General features: G+C 73.5%; 19 protein-coding genes. 16 read left to right on the top strand and 3 right to left on the bottom strand.

Annotation, left to right across the window (positions count from 1 at the left end; genetic code table 11):
* Positions 1-13: 13 nt before the first annotated feature.
* On the bottom strand, positions 14-517 hold the full coding sequence (locus tag ACLQ3K_RS12885; RefSeq protein WP_068523642.1) for an inorganic diphosphatase: 504 nt from the start codon (positions 515-517) through the stop codon (positions 14-16).
* Between the two features lie 107 nt (positions 518-624).
* Here ACLQ3K_RS12885 and dacB point away from each other — a divergent pair, with 107 nt between their 5' ends.
* Genes dacB through ACLQ3K_RS12860 form a run of 5 tightly spaced genes read left to right on the top strand, consistent with a single transcriptional unit; the run spans position 625 to position 5,840 of the window.
* The gene (gene dacB / locus ACLQ3K_RS12880) at positions 625-1,995 is read left to right on the top strand and encodes a D-alanyl-D-alanine carboxypeptidase/D-alanyl-D-alanine endopeptidase (protein ID WP_425999739.1); all 1,371 of its coding nucleotides are present in this window, start codon (positions 625-627) and stop codon (positions 1,993-1,995) included.
* 5 nt (positions 1,996-2,000) lie between these two features.
* A complete protein-coding gene (locus tag ACLQ3K_RS12875; protein ID WP_425999737.1) occupies positions 2,001-3,032 on the top strand; it encodes a zinc-dependent metalloprotease in 1,032 nt (343 codons plus the stop codon).
* Positions 3,011-3,967 carry a tRNA lysidine(34) synthetase TilS gene (gene tilS, locus ACLQ3K_RS12870; protein WP_425999735.1) on the top strand — a complete coding sequence of 319 codons (957 nt, stop codon included), beginning with the start codon at positions 3,011-3,013 and terminating at the stop codon, positions 3,965-3,967. The genes ACLQ3K_RS12875 and tilS overlap by 22 nt, the downstream gene beginning before the upstream one ends.
* Positions 3,964-4,530, top strand: a complete 567-nt coding sequence (gene hpt, locus ACLQ3K_RS12865) for a hypoxanthine phosphoribosyltransferase (RefSeq protein ID WP_415679010.1) — start codon at positions 3,964-3,966, stop codon at positions 4,528-4,530. The genes tilS and hpt overlap by 4 nt, the downstream gene beginning before the upstream one ends.
* A complete protein-coding gene (locus ACLQ3K_RS12860) occupies positions 4,527-5,840 on the top strand; it encodes an amidase (RefSeq protein ID WP_425999733.1) in 1,314 nt (437 codons plus the stop codon). Before hpt ends, ACLQ3K_RS12860 begins: the two co-directional genes overlap by 4 nt.
* A 22-nt stretch (positions 5,841-5,862) precedes the next feature.
* Here ACLQ3K_RS12860 and ACLQ3K_RS12855 read toward each other — a convergent pair whose 3' ends face one another.
* Together ACLQ3K_RS12855 and ACLQ3K_RS12850 are read right to left on the bottom strand one after the other, a co-directional pair.
* Complete coding sequence (locus ACLQ3K_RS12855; RefSeq protein ID WP_425999731.1) at positions 5,863-6,423, bottom strand: LysR family transcriptional regulator; 561 nt, start codon at positions 6,421-6,423, stop codon at positions 5,863-5,865.
* A gap of 339 nt (positions 6,424-6,762) precedes the next feature.
* Positions 6,763-7,221, bottom strand: coding sequence for a DUF2628 domain-containing protein (locus ACLQ3K_RS12850; RefSeq protein WP_425999729.1), 459 nt, complete (start codon positions 7,219-7,221; stop codon positions 6,763-6,765).
* A 159-nt stretch (positions 7,222-7,380) separates the two neighbouring features.
* On the opposite strand from ACLQ3K_RS12850, the gene ftsH reads away from it, so the two are divergent.
* The 11 genes from ftsH to ACLQ3K_RS12795 all read left to right on the top strand — a co-directional run bounded on the left by ftsH (position 7,381) and on the right by ACLQ3K_RS12795 (position 17,098).
* Entirely contained in the window at positions 7,381-9,816 is a 2,436-nt protein-coding gene (ftsH, locus tag ACLQ3K_RS12845; protein ID WP_425999727.1) for an ATP-dependent zinc metalloprotease FtsH, read from the top strand.
* On the top strand, positions 9,816-10,412 hold the full coding sequence (gene folE / locus ACLQ3K_RS12840) for a GTP cyclohydrolase I FolE (protein WP_224645956.1): 597 nt from the start codon (positions 9,816-9,818) through the stop codon (positions 10,410-10,412). The genes ftsH and folE overlap by 1 nt, the downstream gene beginning before the upstream one ends.
* Before the next feature lie 26 nt (positions 10,413-10,438).
* The gene (gene folP / locus ACLQ3K_RS12835) at positions 10,439-11,248 is read left to right on the top strand and encodes a dihydropteroate synthase (RefSeq protein WP_425999828.1); all 810 of its coding nucleotides are present in this window, start codon (positions 10,439-10,441) and stop codon (positions 11,246-11,248) included.
* Position 11,249: 1 nt separating this feature from the next.
* On the top strand, positions 11,250-11,630 hold the full coding sequence (folB, locus tag ACLQ3K_RS12830; protein WP_224646038.1) for a dihydroneopterin aldolase: 381 nt from the start codon (positions 11,250-11,252) through the stop codon (positions 11,628-11,630).
* On the top strand, positions 11,627-12,115 hold the full coding sequence (gene folK, locus ACLQ3K_RS12825; RefSeq protein ID WP_425999724.1) for a 2-amino-4-hydroxy-6-hydroxymethyldihydropteridine diphosphokinase: 489 nt from the start codon (positions 11,627-11,629) through the stop codon (positions 12,113-12,115). Before folB ends, folK begins: the two co-directional genes overlap by 4 nt.
* Positions 12,112-12,639, top strand: a complete 528-nt coding sequence (locus ACLQ3K_RS12820) for a DUF3180 domain-containing protein (RefSeq protein ID WP_224645958.1) — start codon at positions 12,112-12,114, stop codon at positions 12,637-12,639. The genes folK and ACLQ3K_RS12820 overlap by 4 nt, the downstream gene beginning before the upstream one ends.
* 36 nt (positions 12,640-12,675) lie before the next feature.
* A complete protein-coding gene (locus ACLQ3K_RS12815) occupies positions 12,676-13,908 on the top strand; it encodes a DUF6779 domain-containing protein (protein ID WP_425999722.1) in 1,233 nt (410 codons plus the stop codon).
* Between the two features lie 109 nt (positions 13,909-14,017).
* The gene (locus tag ACLQ3K_RS12810) at positions 14,018-14,968 is read left to right on the top strand and encodes a Rossmann-like and DUF2520 domain-containing protein (protein WP_425999720.1); all 951 of its coding nucleotides are present in this window, start codon (positions 14,018-14,020) and stop codon (positions 14,966-14,968) included.
* Positions 14,965-15,858, top strand: a complete 894-nt coding sequence (gene panC, locus ACLQ3K_RS12805; RefSeq protein WP_224645961.1) for a pantoate--beta-alanine ligase — start codon at positions 14,965-14,967, stop codon at positions 15,856-15,858. The genes ACLQ3K_RS12810 and panC overlap by 4 nt, the downstream gene beginning before the upstream one ends.
* Positions 15,858-16,265: an aspartate 1-decarboxylase gene (panD, locus tag ACLQ3K_RS12800; protein ID WP_425999717.1), complete on the top strand. Its 408-nt coding sequence runs from the start codon at positions 15,858-15,860 to the stop codon at positions 16,263-16,265. The genes panC and panD overlap by 1 nt, the downstream gene beginning before the upstream one ends.
* A complete protein-coding gene (locus ACLQ3K_RS12795; RefSeq protein WP_425999715.1) occupies positions 16,265-17,098 on the top strand; it encodes a type III pantothenate kinase in 834 nt (277 codons plus the stop codon). The genes panD and ACLQ3K_RS12795 overlap by 1 nt, the downstream gene beginning before the upstream one ends.
* Positions 17,099-17,101: the final 3 nt, after the last annotated feature.

Raw genomic sequence — 17,101 nt, 5'->3', positions numbered from 1 at the left:
GCGTCTCACGGTGTCAGTGCGCGTCGGACCCGGCGGTCTCGGCGCGGGCGATCGACCGGGCGATCTCCTCCTCGGCCTCCTTCTTGCCCACCCAGGTCGAGCCCTTGACGAACTTGCCGGGCTCGAGGTCCTTGTAGTGGACGAAGAAGTGCTCGATGGCGTCCAACTCGAACTTGTCGATGTCGCCGATGTCCTGGACCGAGTCCCAGCGGGGATCGCCGGCGGGCACGACGAGCACCTTGTCGTCGCCGCCCTTCTCGTCCTCCATCTTGAACATCGCGACGGCGCGGCAGTCGACCAGCGATCCGGGGATCACCGACTCCTGCAGCAGCACGAGCGCGTCCAGCGGGTCGCCGTCCTCACCCAGGGTGTCCTCGATGTAGCCGTAGTCGGTGGGGTAGCCGAAGGCCGTGTACAGATACCGGTCCAGCTTGAGCCGACCGGTCTTGTGGTCCACCTCGTACTTGTTCCGCGAGCCCTTGGCGATCTCGACGGTGACCTCGAATTCGACGCTCATTGTTTCCCTTCGCTCGCGTCAACCATGCACGACGAGGATACCCTTTGCGAACCCGGTCCGACCCGCTCACTCCGCTCCCGGTTCCGGGCTGCCGTTAGGGTGGTGCGGTGCGACGCTCGCGGATTCGACGGACCCTCCTGCGCCTCGCGATCACCGTGGTCGTGCTGGCGCTGGTCGTCGGCGGCGCCGTCGCGGCCACCCTGGGGTACGGCGTCTACCGCGACCGGCAGGCCGTGGCGGACACCGTGCCGCCGCGCCCCGCCGAGGCGCCCTACAGTCCCGCGATCGCGCAGGTCGCGGGCACCGTCGCGCCGAGCGCCGCTGGGATCACCGCCCAGATCGAGGCGGCCCTGCGCAATCCCGACCTGGGCGACTTCACCGGCGTCATCGCCGACGCCGGCACCGGGCAGGTGCTGTGGCAGCGGGACGCCACCCGCCCCCGCACCCCGGCGTCGACCACCAAGGTGCTCACCGCCGCCGCCGCGCTGCTGACCCTGCCCGCCGACAAGCGGATCACCACCACCGTGGTCGCGGGCGCCGTCCCCGGCGAGGTCGTCCTCGTCGGCGCGGGCGATCCGACGCTGCGCGCCGGCGGACCGTCGCTCTTCACGGACGCGCCGAAGATCGCCGACCTCGCCGCGCAGATCCGCCGCGCGGGCACGACGGTCACCAAGGTCGTCGTCGACACCTCGCTGTTCACCGGCACCGACTTCGCGCGCGGCTGGGAGCGCGCCGACATCGCGGGCGGCGACATCACCCCGCTGCAATCGCTCATCGTCGACTCCGGCCGCATCCGGCCCGCCGAGGACTACTCGCCCCGCGTCACCGACCCCGCGCTGACCGCCGGCCGCGCCCTCGCCGCCGCGCTCGGCCTGCCGCCGACCGCCGTCGCCGAGGGCACCGCGTCGCAGGGCGCCGTGCAGCTCGCCGCCGTCCGCAGCGCCCCGCTCAGCACCCGCCTGCACGACGCGCTGGTGCACTCCGACAACGTGCTCGCCGAGGCCATCGGCCGCGAGGTCGCGCTCGCCACGAACCAGCCCGCCTCCTTCGACGGTGCCGCCCGCGCGGTCACCGGGGCGCTCCGGAACGCCGGCTTCGACCTCACCGGCGTCGAGCTCTCCGACACCAGCGGCCTGTCCAACGCCAACCGCATCCCCGCGACGGTGCTCGACGGCATCGTCACCGCGGCGGCCGGTACGGCCAAGCCCCAGCTGCGCCCCCTGCTGGACCTGCTGCCGGTCGCCGCCGCCACCGGCACGCTCGCCGACCGGTACACCACCGTCAACCGCCCCGGCGCCGGCTACGTCCGCGCCAAGACGGGAAGCCTGTCGGGCGTCTCCACGCTCGCCGGCTACGTCCCCGGGCGCGACGGTGCGGTCCTCACCTTCACGCTCATGTCCTCCGGTACGCCGGTCGACGTGGCCCGGCCCGCCATGGATGCCGTGACCGCCGCGCTTCGCGGCTGCGGGTGCCGCTGATCGCCATGAACGAGCCGAAGTCGGTACGCGCGCAGGTGGACTGGGCGCTCGCCGCGGCGTCCGGCCGCCGGGTGGCGGGCGTCCTCGGCGACGGCCCCGCCACCACCGCCTACACGCGCGAGCGTGCGGCTGAGGAACTGCTCGCGGACGCCGTCGCCGCGGAGGAGCACGTCCTGCGCGTCACCGGCCTCGTCACCCCGGGAGCGGTGCCGCCCGCCCGCACGGTGGACCGGCGCGCATGGGTCTCTGCGGCCGCCCGGTCGATGGAGGCGCTCATCGAACCCGACGATGCGGGGCACCCCGGCCTCGGCGCCCGCCTCGCGGGCGTGCAGGCCGGTGCCATGCTCGGGATGGTCTCCGGATCCGTTCTGGGCCAGTACGACCCGTTCAGCGTCGCCGGCGGCGAGTTGCTGCTCGTCGTGCCCAACGTGCTCGCCGTCGAGCGGGCGCTGCGGCTGCCGCCCGAGGACTTCCGCATGTGGGTGTGCCTGCATGAGGTGACCCATCGCGTGCAGTTCGCCGCGAATCCGTGGCTGCGGGACTACATGCGGGAGAACGTCGCCGCGCTCGCCGGGACCGCCGGCGCAGGCTCCGTCGGCGATCTCCTGGCCCGCACCCGGCGGGCGTTGTCCGGCGGCGCCCGCAACAGCGGCATCATCGGCGTGCTCGAGATCGCCGCCCCGCCAGAACAGTTCGCCGCGGTGGAGCGGCTTCTCATGCTCGGCACCCTGCTCGAGGGCCACGCCGACCACGTCATGGACGCCGCCGGGCCCGCCGTGATCCCCACCGTCGCGACCATCCGCGCCGCCTTCGACCGGCGGCGCGCGGCACCGTCGAACCCGTTCCAGCGGCTCCTGCGCGCCCTGATGGGCATGGACGCGAAGATCGCGCAGTACGTGCGGGGCAAGAAGTTCGTGGACGCCGTGGTCGCCGAGGTGGGCATGGAGCGGTTCAACCGCGTGTGGACCGGCCCCGAGACGCTGCCGCTGCCCGACGAGCTCGACGAGCCGCAGCGATGGATCGCCCGAGTCCTGTGAGCCGCCCCGGGCCGGCGGCGCTGCGCGTGCGGCGCGCGGTCCGGGCCTGGTACGCCGCCCACGGATCGGGCCCGACGGTGGCCGTCGCACTGTCGGGCGGCGCCGATTCCCTCGCCCTGCTCACCGGCGCGCTCGCGGAGGGCCTCGACGTGATCGCGCTCGTCGTCGACCACGGACTGCAGGAGGGCTCCGCCGCCGTGGCCGAGACCGCCGCCGCGACCGCCCGCGACCTCGGGGCGCGCCGGGCCGACGTCCTGCCCGTCGTGGTCGACGGTGCCGGCGGGCCCGAGGCCGCCGCCCGCGCTGCCCGGTACGCCGCCCTCGACGCCGCCCGCGACGGCGCCCCGGTGCTGCTCGGGCACACCCTCGACGATCAGGCGGAGACGGTACTGCTGGGCCTCGGCCGGGGCAGCGGGGCGCGCTCGCTCGCCGGGATGGCGGCCTGGGCCGCGCCGTACGGCCGTCCGCTGCTGGGCGTGCGCCGCGCCGACACCCGGGCCGCGTGCGCCGAGCTGGGGCTCACCCCGTGGGAGGACCCGCACAACCTCGACCCGAGGTACACCCGCGTGCGGGTGCGGACCGAGGTACTGCCGCTCCTCGAGGACGTGCTCGGCGGGGGAGTGGCCGAGTCCCTCGCCCGCACCGCCGCCTCGCTGCGCGCCGACAACGACGCGCTCGACGCTCTGGCCCCGGCACCGTCGGGCACCGAGCTGGCGGTGGCCGACATCGCGGGACTGCCTGCGGCCCTGCGGGTCCGGGCGTTGCGGAGCTGGCTCGCCGGGCGCGGAGCGCGCGCCCTCACGGCCGCCCACCTCGCGGCGGTGGACGCCCTCGTCACCGACTGGCGCGGGCAGGGCCCGACCGCGATCCCGGGCGGAAGTGCGGGGCGGCGGCTGCAGGTGCAGCGGACAGGTGGCATCCTGAGAGCGTGGTGAACGGCACTGGTGAGTTGTACGCGGGAGACATCGCCTCGGTGGTCCTCTCCGAGGAGCAGATCAAGCAGCGGACCGCGGAGCTCGCGGCGCAGATCGCGCAGGAGTACGGCGAACGGGAGACCGACCTCCTGCTGATCACCGTCCTCAAGGGCGCGGTCATGTTCGTGACCGACCTGGCCCGGGCGCTGCCCGTGCCCACCCAGCTCGAGTTCATGGCGGTGTCCAGCTACGGCTCGTCGACGTCGAGCTCCGGCGTGGTGCGGATCCTCAAGGATCTCGACCGCGACATCGCCGGCCGCGACGTGCTCATCGTCGAGGACATCATCGACTCCGGCCTCACGCTGAGCTGGCTGCTGCGCAACCTCGCGACCCGGCAGCCCAACTCGCTCGAGGTCGTCACCCTGCTGCGCAAGCCCGACGCCGTGCGCGTGGAGGTCGACGTGAAGTGGGTCGGCTTCGACATCCCCAACGAGTTCGTCGTCGGCTACGGCCTGGACTACGCCGAGCGTTACCGCGATATGCCGTACATCGGCGTGCTGGAGCCCAAGGTCTACAGCGAATGACCCTGCTCACCGCTGCGGCCACTGCGGAGCGGGTGCGATCGGGCCGGCTCACCGCCGTCGACGCCACCCGTCAGGCGCTGGCCCGCATCGGTGACGACGCCGCCGTGCACGGCTGGCGCGTGCTGCGCCCCGAGCAGGCGCTCGCCGAGGCCGCCGCCGTCGACGCGCGATCCGACCGGTACTCGCTGCCGCTCGCCGGCGTGCCCATCGCGATCAAGGACAACGTCGCCGTCTCCGGCCACCGGATGCTCGACGGGGTCTCCGAGGCCTGCGGCGCGGGCCTGCTGATCGAGCAGGCCGACCACCCCGTGGTGAAGCGGCTGCGCGCCGCCGGCGCCGTCGTGGTCGGCCTCACCCGGGTCCCCGAGCTCTGCCTGTGGGCCATGACGGACGACGCCCGCGAGGTCGTCGGCAACCCGCACCGGCCCGGCCGCACCGCGGGCGGCAGCTCCGGCGGCAGCGCCGTCGTCGTGGCCGCGGGCCACGTCGCGCTCGCGCACGGCAACGACGGCCTCGGCTCGCTGCGCGGCCCCGCCGCCTGCACCGGCATCGTCGCGATCAAGCCCGGCCGCGGCGTCGTGCCCGCGCAGCTCGGGCCCACGAACTGGTTCGGCATGTCCGAGAACGGGCCGATGACGCGCACCGTCGAGGACGCGGCCCTCGGCCTGTCCGTGCTCGCCGGGCGCCCCGAGCTCGCGACCGTCGGCGACGGTGCCGGCCTGCGCGTGGGGCTCGGCCTCAATCGGCCCACGGCCCTGACGTTCACCTCCCGCGCGATCACGCGGGCCGTGCGCGGCGCCGCGGACCGGCTCGCCGAGAGCGGGCATGCGGTCCGCGACGTGAAGGTGCCGTACCCCGCGTCGCCGCTGCCGCTGCTCGCCCGGTGGGCGGCCGCCGCCGCGACCGACGCCGACGACATCGTCGCCCGCGGGGCGAACCCGCTGCTCCTGCAGGGCAGGACCCGGCGGCACGCAGCCCTCGGTCGCGCCGTCGCCCGCCGCGGCCTGGTCCGGCCCGCCGACGCGGCCCGCCTGGAGAGCGCGCTCGAGCGGTTCTTCGCGGCGGAGGGCGTCGACGTGCTCGTCACCCCTACGCTGGCCCGCCGCCCCGCGCCCGCCCGCCGGTACGCCGAGCTGCCCTGGGCCGCCAGCGCGATCCCCAGCCTCGCGTACGCGCCGTACCCGCCGCTCTGGAACCTCGTCGGCTGGCCGGCGATGACGGTCCCCTTCCTCGGCGAGGGCGTGCAGCTCGTCGCCCGCCCCGGCGGCGAGGCGGATCTGCTCGCACTGGCCGCCAAGATCGAGGTCTGAGGGCGGGGCGCCGCAGGGCCCGTCACGCGAGGGCGAGGGCCTGCAGGAACTCGTCGATCGGACCGGTCGGCGCAGCGGCGTAGACCAGGTCGAGTCGCGCGGTGCGGATGATCCGCAGCGGCCGGTGGTCGAGCCCGTCGGGGAACGGCGTTCCCGAGTAGGGCGCGACAGCGAACTCGGCGCCGCCGGCCCGCAGCTCTGCAACAGGGTCCGCGCATTCGATCAGCTTCGCGGGCAGCATCTTCTCGCGGTTCCAGTGCGCCATCGCGCTGTCGAGGATCGTGGGGAGCTCGCCCTCGCGGTACGCGAACCGCAGGACGGTGACAGGGGAGTCGTCGAGGGCGGCGAGGGCGTCGTAGTTCTCGAGGATGCTTTCGATCCGCCGGAACGCCTTGGCGGCGTCGCCGGTGCGGAGGGTCCCGTCCGGCGTGCGGTGGAACAAGGGGAATCCGACGAGCCGTTCCGTCGCCCTCACGGCCCGGGTGACGGTGGGCTGCGACAGCCCCGTCAGCTGCGCGACCTCGCTGATACTTCCGCTGCGCGCGACGGCGAGAACCAGCCGGAACCGGTCGATCTCAGACATGCGCGCGACTCTATGTCGGGCAGCCTGACCTGCGCGGTCGAATCGCTGCGGTTGCAAGGGGGTGCTGCGGCGCGGAACGGCAGGGGCGGTCGACGGACGAGTGACGCGGAAGACGTGGGTGTTTCTGCGCGGTGTCCATACAGAAAATGAATAGTCGCTGGTGGGAGCCGTGGTGGCTGTCCGGACCTGCGGATATTCATTTTCTGTATGGACAGGAGTGAGCGGTATCGGGCTACGGCGCCGACGGCACGTTCGAGCCGGCGTCGCAGTCCTGAGGGGCTTGCGGCGTCGCGCGCTGTCGACCGCCCGGCGGTCAGGCGCCCACCACCCGAGGGCTGGTCAGGTGCGCTTGCGGAACATGGGTGTCCCCTCGAAGGGGTTCCAGCTGGTGCTGCCGCGGGTGACGTGGAGGAAGTAGGCCCAGTTCGCGACGCTCTGGTAGAGCAGGCCGGTCGCGATGCCGTAGGAGACGGCGGGGAACGTGAAGTTCAGCGCGGTCTCGACCAGGCCGATGAGCACGACTATGCCCACCGCGATGCCGAACAGGCTCAGGCCCTTCCGCCACGGGCCCTTGATCGCGTAGTAGATCGGGCCGAAGAAGAACGCCGGTCCGTTGAAGCCCAGGCGGAAGCGCTGCCCGAACGACAGCTGCTTGAAGGCGGCGGTGGCCTCCGGCGACGACGCGGGCTGGCCGTAGCGGGCGAAGAAGTCGAACCGGCTGCGCCAGCGCTCCGGCACGTCGACCGAGGCCGGCTGCTGGGGGTACGGGTACGGGGGCGGGGTGCTGTTGTCGGTCACCGCAGCAGCTTAAACTTCGCGAAACGGACGTTGTTCGCTCAGGGCGCACCCACGCGACCGGCCCGGTCGCGACGCTGCACGGTAGCCTGGGAAGTCGACCCAGCGCGGCCCGCCGCGCGCCGGAAGAAGAAGGACTGACGAGCCGCGAGGCGAAGCCATATGAAACGGAAATCACTCATCCGCACGCTGGCGATCATCGCCGGATTCGTCCTGCTGGTCTGGGCGTTCACCATGGTCGGCGGCAGCAACCGCGACTACAAGCCCGCGTCCACCTCGCTGGTCGTGCAGCAGCTCGAGGCGAAGAACGTCACCGACGTCCAGATCGACGACCGCGAGCAGACGCTGCGCGTGACGCTCGCGAAGGCCGTCGACGGCGAGAACGGCACCGACGGCTCGACGAAGGTCTTCGCGAAGTACCCCGCGGGCACCTCCCGCGACATCCTCGGCCTCGTGCAGGACGCGCAGAACCCCGACGGCAAGCCCGTCACGTACACCACGAACGTGACGCAGGAATCGCCGTGGATCTCGATGCTGCTGTTCACGCTGCTCCCGATCCTGCTGCTGGTCGGCCTGTTCTTCTTCCTCATGAACCGCATGCAGGGCGGCGGCCGCGGCGGCGTCATGGGCTTCGGCAAGAGCAAGGCCAAGCAGCTCACGAAGGACATGCCCAAGACCACCTTCGCCGACGTCGCCGGCGCGGACGAGGCGGTCGAGGAGCTCTACGAGATCAAGGACTTCCTGCAGAACCCGGCCCGCTACCAGGCGCTGGGCGCGAAGATCCCGAAGGGCGTGCTGCTCTACGGCCCGCCCGGCACCGGTAAGACGCTGCTCGCGCGCGCCGTCGCGGGCGAGGCCGGCGTGCCCTTCTTCACGATCTCCGGTTCCGACTTCGTCGAGATGTTCGTCGGCGTCGGCGCCTCCCGCGTGCGCGACCTGTTCGAGCAGGCCAAGGAGAACAGCCCCTGCATCATCTTCGTCGACGAGATCGACGCCGTCGGCCGCCAGCGCGGCGCCGGCATGGGCGGCGGCCACGACGAGCGCGAGCAGACCCTCAACCAGCTGCTCGTCGAGATGGACGGCTTCGGCGACCGCCAGGGCATCATCCTCATCGCGGCCACCAACCGGCCCGACATCCTGGACCCGGCGCTGCTGCGCCCCGGCCGCTTCGACCGGCAGATCCCCGTGACCAACCCGGACATCGCGGGCCGCAAGGCGATCCTCCGGGTGCACGCCCAGGGCAAGCCGTTGGCCCCCGACGCCGATCTCGACGGCCTGGCCAAGCGCACCCCCGGCATGTCCGGCGCCGACCTGGCCAACGTGGTCAACGAGGCGGCGCTGCTCACGGCCCGCGAGAACGGCTCCGTCATCACGGCGCCGACGCTCGAGGAGGCCGTCGACCGGGTGGTGGGCGGTCCGCGCCGCAAGAACCGCATCATCAGCGAGCACGAGAAGAAGGTCACCGCGTACCACGAGGGCGGCCACACCCTGGCCGCGTGGGCGACGAAGAGCCTGGACCCGGTGTACAAGGTCAACATCCTGGCTCGCGGCCGCACCGGCGGCCACGCGCTGGCCGTGCCCGAGAACGACAAGGGCATGTACACCCGCAACGAGATGATCGGCCGGCTGATCTTCGCCATGGGCGGCCGCGCGGCGGAGGAACTGGTCTTCGCCGAGCCGACCACCGGCGCGTCGAGCGACATCGACCAGGCCACGAAGATCGCCCGCGCGATGGTCACCGAGTACGGCATGAGTGCCCGCCTGGGCGCCGTGAAGTACGGGCAGGACGAGGGCGATCCGTTCATGGGCCGCGGCTTCGGCAGCGGCGCGCAGTACTCCGACGCCGTCGCCGCGCAGATCGACGAGGAGGTGCGTTCGCTCATCGAGGCCGCGCACACCGAGGCCTGGGCGATCCTCACCGAGTACCGCGACGTCCTCGACGTGCTCGCCGGCGAGCTGCTGGAGAAGGAGACGCTGGTCCGCAAGGATCTCGAGCGGATCTTCGCGTCCGTCGAGAAGCGGCCCGTGATCACGCAGTTCGACGACTTCGGTGGTCGCGTCCCGTCGACCAAGCCCCCGATCAAGACTCCCAAGGAGATCGCGATCGAGAAGGGCGAGCCCTGGCCGCCCGTCGACGAGGAGGCCGAGCGCCACAAGGCCGAGCAGGAGAAGGCCGCGGCCCTCGCCGCCGCACAGCCCGCGCCGAACGGCCACGCCGGGCAGAACGGGCAGTGGGGCGCGCCCGCGCCGGCCGGTCAGCCCTGGCCCACGCCCGGCGCACCGTCGGGCTACGGCCAGCAGGGCCAGCCCCAGCCGGCCTACGGCCAGCCCGGCTACCAGTGGGGCGGCCAGCAGGCCTACCCCGGCCCGCAGTACCCGGCGCCCGGCTACGGGCAGCCGCAGGGCGGGCAGTACGGCCAGCAGCCGCCGCAGCAGGGCAGCCGCCCCGACTACGGCGCCCCTGCGGGCTGGTCGGCGCCAGGGTGGCCCCCGCAGGGCCAGCCGCCGCAGGGCGCGGGCTCCCAGGGCGCGGGTCCGCAGGGGCCGGAGCAGCAGGGCGGGGAGCAGTCCGGCCCGGACCGATCGAGCGAGAGCTGATGGGCAAGGACAGCGGGGCCGCCGTGGCCCCGTTCGACCACGAGCGCGCCGTCGCCGCGGTCCGCGAGCTGCTGATCGCCGTCGGCGAGGACCCGGACCGCGAGGGCCTGCAGAAGACCCCGGAGCGGGTCGCGAAGGCTTTCAAGGAAGTCTTCGGCGGGCTGCACACCGACCCCGACGAGGTGCTCAACACCACCTTCGGCGAGGACCACGACGAGCTGGTGCTGGTCAAGGACATCCCGATGTACTCGACCTGCGAGCACCACCTGGTCTCCTTCCACGGCGTCGCGCACGTGGGCTACCTGCCCGGCACCAGCGGCCGGGTCACGGGCCTGAGCAAGCTGGCCCGCCTCGTGGACCTGTACGCCAAGCGGCCGCAGGTGCAGGAGCGGCTCACGGCGCAGATCGCCGACGCGCTGGTCCGCAAGCTCGACCCGCGCGGCGTGATCGTCGTGATCGAGGCCGAGCACCTCTGCATGGCGATGCGCGGCATCCGCAAGCCCGGCGCGAGCACCACCACCTCGGCGGTGCGCGGCGCGTTCAAGGACAGTGCGACCTCGCGCGCCGAGGCGCTCGAACTGATCCTGCGCCGGTGACGGAGCAGCCCGGCCGCACGCTCATCATGGGCGTCGTCAACGTCACCGCCGACTCCTTCTCCGACGGTGGCCGCTACCTCGCCCCCGGCGCCGCCGTCGCGCGGGCGCGGGAGCTCGTGGCCGACGGTGCCGCCATCGTCGACGTGGGCGGGGAGTCGACCCGGCCCGGCGCGCACCGCGTGCCCGCCGAGCTGGAACGCGACCGCGTGGTGCCCGTGATCTCGGCGCTCGCCGCGGAGGGCATCGCCGTCTCGGTCGACACCATGCGCGCCTCCGTGGCCGCCGCCGCGCTCGACGCGGGCGCCGCGATCGTCAACGACGTCTCCGGCGGCCGGGCCGACCCCGACATGACGCGCGTCGTCGCCGACTCGGACGCGCCTTGGATCCTCATGCACTGGCGGCCCTCGCCCGGCGCGCCGGGACCGGTGTGGGCCGGCATCCACCACGAGATCACCGAGTACGACGACGTCGTCGCCGAGGTGCGCGACGAGCTCCTGCACCAGGCCGACGCCGCGATCGCCGCGGGTATCGCCCCCGAGCGGATCGTGCTGGACCCCGGCCTCGGCTTCGCCAAGAACGCGGCCCACAACTGGGAGCTGCTGCGCGGCCTGCCGACCTTGCAGGACACCGGATTCCGAGTCCTCGTCGGCGCCTCCCGCAAGCGCTTCCTCGGCGAGCTGCTCGGCGGCCGCGAGCCCGCGGGCCGCGAGGTCGCCACCGCCGCGGTCTCCGCCCTCGCCGCGCAGGCCGGGGTGTGGGGCGTGCGCGTGCACGACGTGCGGTCGACGGCGGACGCCATCGCCGTGACCGAGGCCTGGACGAAAGGCGGTGCCTGACATGGCGGACCGGATCGAGCTCACCGGCCTGCGGGTGCGGGGCAACCACGGCGTCTTCGAGCACGAGCGGCGCGACGGCCAGGAGTTCGTCATCGACCTCGTGCTGTGGGTCGACTCGCGGCCCGCGGCGGCCTCCGACGACCTGAACGACACCGTCGACTACGGGGCGCTCGCGCAGCGCGCCCACGACATCGTCGCGGGGGAGCCGCGCAACCTCATCGAGACCGTCGCCGCGGAGATCGCCGACGACATCGCGGCCGACGAGAAGGTCTACGCGGTCGAGGTGACGGTGCACAAGCCCTCCGCCCCGATCCCGTTGTCTTTCGCCGACGTTGCCGTCGTCGCCCGTCGCTCGCGCTCCGGCGCGCGGAGCGTGCAGTGAGCCGCGCCGTCCTCTCGCTGGGCGCCAACCTCGGCGCCGCCGACGTGGCCGTCCGCGCCGCGATCGCCGCCCTCGGCCCGGCCCTGGTCCGCGCCTCGGCGCTGTACCGCACCCCGCCGTGGGGCGGCGTCGAGCAGGACGACTTCGTCAACGCGACCGTCCTCGTCGACGATCCCGCGCGCGACGCCGCCGGCTGGCTGGCCTTCGCCCGCGAACGGGAGGCCGCCGCGCAGCGCGTCCGCGACGTCCGGTGGGGCCCGCGCACCCTGGACGTCGACGTGATCGCGGTCTGGGAGGGCGACGAGCCCGTGCTCTCCGACGACCCCGAGCTGACCCTGCCGCACCCCCGCGCGCACGAGCGCGCCTTCGTCCTCATCCCCTGGCGGGACGCCGATCCGGACGCGCAGCTGCCCGGGCACGGCACCGTCGACGACCTGCTGCGGGCCCTGCCCGCCGACGAGACCGCGGAGGTGACGCGCCTGTGAGCGGACCGTCGAAGGGCGTGGACCGGGAGCCCGAGGAGCCGGGCGGCCCGACGGTGCGCGCGACCGGCTGGGTCGAGCTGGTGGTGATCGTGCTGGGCGTGGGCCTGGGCTCGTACCTGCTGGTGCGCAACGTGGTGCCGGTCGTCCCCGTGTGGGCGGGCGCGCTGCTGTACGGCGTGGCCGCGGCGGACCTGTACATCGCGCAGCTCGTGCGCTCGCGGCTGAGCCGCGGCGAGGTCGGCTGGGGGCCGGGGCGGATCCACCCGATCGCCGTGGCCCGCGCCGTGGCGCTGGCGAAAGCCTCCGCGTACCTCGGGGCCGTTGCCCTGGGCTTCTTCGGCGGCATGCTCGTCTTCCTCCTCACCGAGGGCGCGAGCCTGACCGCCACCCACGCGGACCGGCCGGGCGCCTGGATCGGCGCCGCCGGGGCGATGCTGCTCCTGGCCGCCGCGCTGTGGCTCGAGCGTTGCTGTCGCACACCCGACGATCCCGACGACCAGCCCGCCGACACATCGCCAGCCTGAGGAATCCGACCTCAGGTAAAAGGTAAGGTCGCGGATATGACGCAACCGCCGATCCCGAGTTCACGAAAGCGCGCCCCGCGACGGTCCTCGGGTGCGGGGCAGTGGATGCTCGGTGCGGTGATCCTGCTGGCGGTCGTCGGGACCGGCATGTGGGTGTTCTCGGAGGACCGCCGCTGGGGCCTGGTCTCGCTGATCCTGCTGGTGTGGGGCCTCGTCATCGCCGCCTTCCTCATCGCGCGGTACTCGCGCGACCTGCGCGCCGCCGAGTCGAAGGAGAGTGGCCTCAAGACCGTCTACGGGCTGCAGCTCGAGCGGGAGATCAGCGCGCGCCGCGAGTACGAGCTGCAGGTCGAGCACGACATCCGCGCCGAGCTCAAGGGTGAGTCCAACGAGGAGCTGACCGCCCTCAAGGCCGAGGTCCTGGCGCTGCGCGCCAACCTCGAGGAGCTGCTCGGGCGCGACCTGGGTCCCTCGTACACCGAGCTGTACGCCGCGGCGGAGCAGCGTGCCCTGGACGCCCAGCGGGCCAAGTCCGTCTTCGAGGACGACGACCGCTTCCGCGCGCAGCAGGACTTCGCCGGCGTGCCCGAGCCCGCCGCCGCGGCCGTCGACGACTACTACGGCGCGGCGTCCGTCGCGGGCGAGCCGATCGACGAGGCGAACGTGACCGACGTGCCCGCCGCCCCCGTCCCGCCCGGGCCCTCGGGGCCGACGGTGCCCTCCGGCCCGGTGAGCAATCCCGCCGCGGACCGGCCGCAGGAGGAGTCGCCGACCACCGTCTTCCACGTCGTCACCGACGAGCCGCCCGCGGCCCCCGCCGCGCCCGCCGCCGCGGCGACCCCGGATGCACAGCCGCCCGTCGACGTCGAGCACGTCGACCACGTGACCGGCGACGACGAGCCCTTCGTGCCGCTCGCGCCGCAGTCCGGCTACCGCTCGCCGCTGCCGCCGCGCCCGTACACGCCGGACGCCCCGGCCACCCCGCCGACCGTGTCCCCGGCGGCGCCGTACTCCCCGTTCCAGTCCGCGCCGCCGCAGGCCCCGCAGTTCCAGGGCCCGCAGCAGCCGGGTCAGGCGCAGGGGCGGCCGTGGGCGCAGGACCAGCAGCGCACGCCGCCGCAGCAGGCGCCCGAGGACCGGCAGGAGCAGCAGGTCGAGACGGGCCACGCCGGGCAGCACTCGTCGGGCAGCACCGTCGCGGATCTGATCGCCCGGATGAACGCCGACACCGAGCGCTCGAGCGGCGGCCGCCGGCGCAAGCCGGAGTGATGATCTAGCTCACACGCCGTTGCCCGCGGGACCGCGCGGGCATAGCCTTCTCCTGAACGTCTGGTACCCGCGGAGCGGGACTGGAACGAACCCTTGGAGGCGTACGCCCATGCCCGAGTTCTCGGACTCGCCCGATGCCGTGGATCAGTTGTCCGGCATCCCCAATCCCCCCACCCCCGCGCGACTGTCCGTGGGCGTGATCTCCGCCGGCCGCGTCGGCACCGCCCTGGGCGCCGCCCTCGAACGCGCCGGCCACATCGTCACCGCCGCGTCCGCCCCGTCGGAGCGCTCCCGGACCCGCGCCGCGCACCGCCTGCCCGAGGCCCGCGTCGACGCCCCCGCGGTCATCGCCGAGAAGGCCGAGCTGCTCATCCTGGCCGTGCCGGACACCGAGCTCCCCGCGCTGGTGGAGGATCTCGCGGCGCGGATCAATCCGTCGGCGATCGTGCTGCACACCTCCGGCGCGCTCGGCGTCGGCGTGCTCTCGCCGCTCGCCCGGCTCGACTGCACCACCATCGCCTTCCACCCCGCCATGACCTTCGTCGACGATCCCGACGACACCGCCCGGCTGGCCACCTGCTGCATCGGGATCACCGCCGCCGACGAGATCGGGCACGCCGTGGGCCAGGCCATCGCGCTGGAGATCGGCGCCGAGCCCGTCCGGGTGCCGGAATCGGCCCGGCCGCTGTACCACGCGGCGCTCGCGCACGGCGCGAACCACCTGGTCGCGCTTATCGACGATGCCGTGGTCGCGCTGCGCGCCGCGCTCGCCGGCGGGGTGGGCCTGGACACGGTCGGCGGACCGCCCGGCGACCTCGCCGAGCGGATGCTCGCCCCCTTGGCCCGCGCCGCCCTGGACAACGCGCTGCGCAGCGGCGCGGCCGCCCTCACCGGGCCCGCCGCCCGCGGCGACGCCGCGGCCGTGACCCGCCACCTGGCCGCGATCGACACCGTCGACCCCGCCATCACCGACGCCTACCGCGCCCAATCCCGGCGCGCGGCAGCCCAATCCGGAACCTCAGCCATGATCGATCCCGCCCTCGAGAAGGACAACCGATGAGCGCACCCACCCGTCCGTACACCCCCGGCCAGCTGACGGTGCACCACGACCCGGCGCAGCTGACCAAGGTCACCAGCGCGCTGAAGTCCACCGGCCGGCAGATCGCCTTCGTGCCCACCATGGGCGCGCTGCACGCCGGCCACTTGGAGCTGGTGCACGCCGCCAAGCTCAACGGCGCCGTCGTCGTGGTCTCGATCTTCGTGAACCCGCTGCAGTTCGGCGCGAACGAGGACCTCGACGCCTACCCGCGCACCCTGGACGCGGACGTCGAGAAGCTGCGCGCCGCCGGCGTCGAGCTGGTCTTCGCACCGTCGGCCGCCGACATGTACCCGAACGGCCCGCGCACCACGATCCAGCCCGGACCCGCCGGGGTGGGCCTCGAGGCCGACAGCCGGCCGACGCATTTCGCGGGCATGCTGACCGTGGTCAACAAGCTGCTCAACATCGTGCGCCCGCACACCGCCTACTTCGGCGAGAAGGACTACCAGCAGCTGGTTCTCGTGCGGCAGATGGTCACCGACCTCAACATGGACGTGAAGATCGTCGGCGTCCCGACGGTCCGCGAGGCCGACGGCCTGGCGATGAGCTCGCGCAACGTCTACCTCTCGGAGGACGAGCGGGAGGCCGCGACCGCCCTCTCCGCGGCGCTGCTCGCCGGCGCCTACGCCGCGCAGGGCGGCGAGCCCGCCATCCTGGCCGCCGCGAACGCGGTGCTCGCTTCGCGCCCCGGCATCGAGGTCCAGTACCTGGAGCTGCGCGCCCCCGACCTGGGCGTCGCGCCGGAGAAGGGCGACGGCCGCCTGCTGGTGGCCGCGAAGCTCGGCAACACCCGCCTGCTCGACAACGTGGGCATCGCCATCGGTACCGGGTTCCTGGAGGAGGCCGAATAATGCTGCGCACCATGATGACCAGCAAGATCCACCGCGCCACCGTGACCGAGGCGAACCTGCACTACGTGGGCTCGGTCACCGTCGACGCCGATCTGCTGGACGCCGCGAACCTCCTGGAGGGCGAGCAGGTCGCCATCGTCGACGTGACGAACGGCGCCCGGCTGGAGACCTACACGATCGCCGGCGAGCGGGGGAGCGGCGTCATCGGCATCAACGGCGCCGCCGCGCATCTCGTGAACCCGGGCGACATCGTCATCCTCATCGCCTACGGCCAGCTGAACGAGGAGGAGCTGAAGACCTACGCGCCCAGCGTCGTCTTCGTGGACTCCGACAACAGGCCCGTCGAGCTCACCGCCGACGCGGCGCACGTGCCCGACGGCTTCGGCCTGGTCACGGGCAGGATCTGATGCTGCTGGCGATCGACGCCGGCAACACCTCGGTCACCGTCGGGCTGTTCGCATCCACCGAGGGCGAGGAGCTGCTCGGCACCTGGCGGCTGCGCAGCGACCCGCGGATGACTTCGGATGAGCTGGCGCTCATCCTGCGCGGCTTCCTCACGGGCGCGGGCGTCGAACCCGCCGCGGTCACGGGCGTGTCCGTGCTGTCGACGGTGCCCGAGCTGCTGCGCTCGCTGCGCGCCGTGATGCCCCGCTACTACCCGGCGGCCGAGCCCGTGATCCTCGAGCCCGGCGTGAAGACCGGCGTGCCGCTGCTCGTCGACAACCCGCGCGAGGTCGGCACCGACCGCGTCGCCAACGCCGCCGGCGCCTTCGAGCTGGTCGGCCGAGCGGCCGGGACCCCGTGCATCGTCGTGGATTTCGGCACATCCACGCGGGTGGACGTGGTCAGCGCCAAGGGCGAGTTCCTCGGCGGCGCGATCGCCGCGGGCGTGGGGAGCGCGCTGGACGCGCTCGCCGAGCGGACCGTCGCGCTGCGCCGGGTGGAGCTCGTCGCGCCGCGGTCGGTGGTCGGGAAGAACACCGTCGAGGCGCTGCAGTCGGGCATCATCTACGGCTTCGCGGGCATGGTCGACGCGCTCGTCGGCCGCGCGCTCGAGGTGGCCCCCGGGGCCCGGGTGGTCGCGACGGGCGGCTTCGACGAGGGCATCGCCTCCGAGTGCGCGACCGTGACCGACCATCGCGCCGACCTCACGCTGCAGGGCCTGCGGGCCGTGTACCTGCGGGAGCGAGCCAACCGGGCGCAGCGGGACAGGCGCGCGCGGGATTCGCGTCACTCGTGATTC

This window comes from Tsukamurella sp. DT100, assembly GCF_049844855.1.
Classification (GTDB): Bacteria; Actinomycetota; Actinomycetes; order Mycobacteriales; family Mycobacteriaceae; genus Tsukamurella.
The sequence above is the reverse complement of the archived record's forward strand: the minus strand, read 5'-3'. Positions and strand labels throughout refer to the sequence as shown.